Annotated in this window: 1 rRNA gene; it reads right to left on the reverse strand. The window is 53.2% G+C overall.

The window, feature by feature from the left end:
* Window positions 1-263 (reverse strand): 23S ribosomal RNA (locus tag WFN75_RS22545); the annotation flags it as partial.

Here is a 263-nt window from a genome sequence, read left to right on the forward strand (position 1 = left end):
TTGGACAGGAACCCTTGGTCTTCCGGCGAGCGGGCTTTTCACCCGCTTTATCGTTACTTATGTCAGCATTCGCACTTCTGATACCTCCAGCATGCCTCACAGCACACCTTCGACGGCTTACAGAACGCTCCCCTACCCAACAACACATAAGTGTCGCTGCCGCAGCTTCGGTGCATGGTTTAGCCCCGTTACATCTTCCGCGCAGGCCGACTCGACCAGTGAGCTATTACGCTTTCTTTAAATGATGGCTGCTTCTAAGCCAA

This window comes from Leclercia sp. UBA7405, assembly GCF_037152215.1.
GTDB classification, from domain to species: domain Bacteria; phylum Pseudomonadota; class Gammaproteobacteria; order Enterobacterales; family Enterobacteriaceae; genus Enterobacter; species Enterobacter pneumoniae.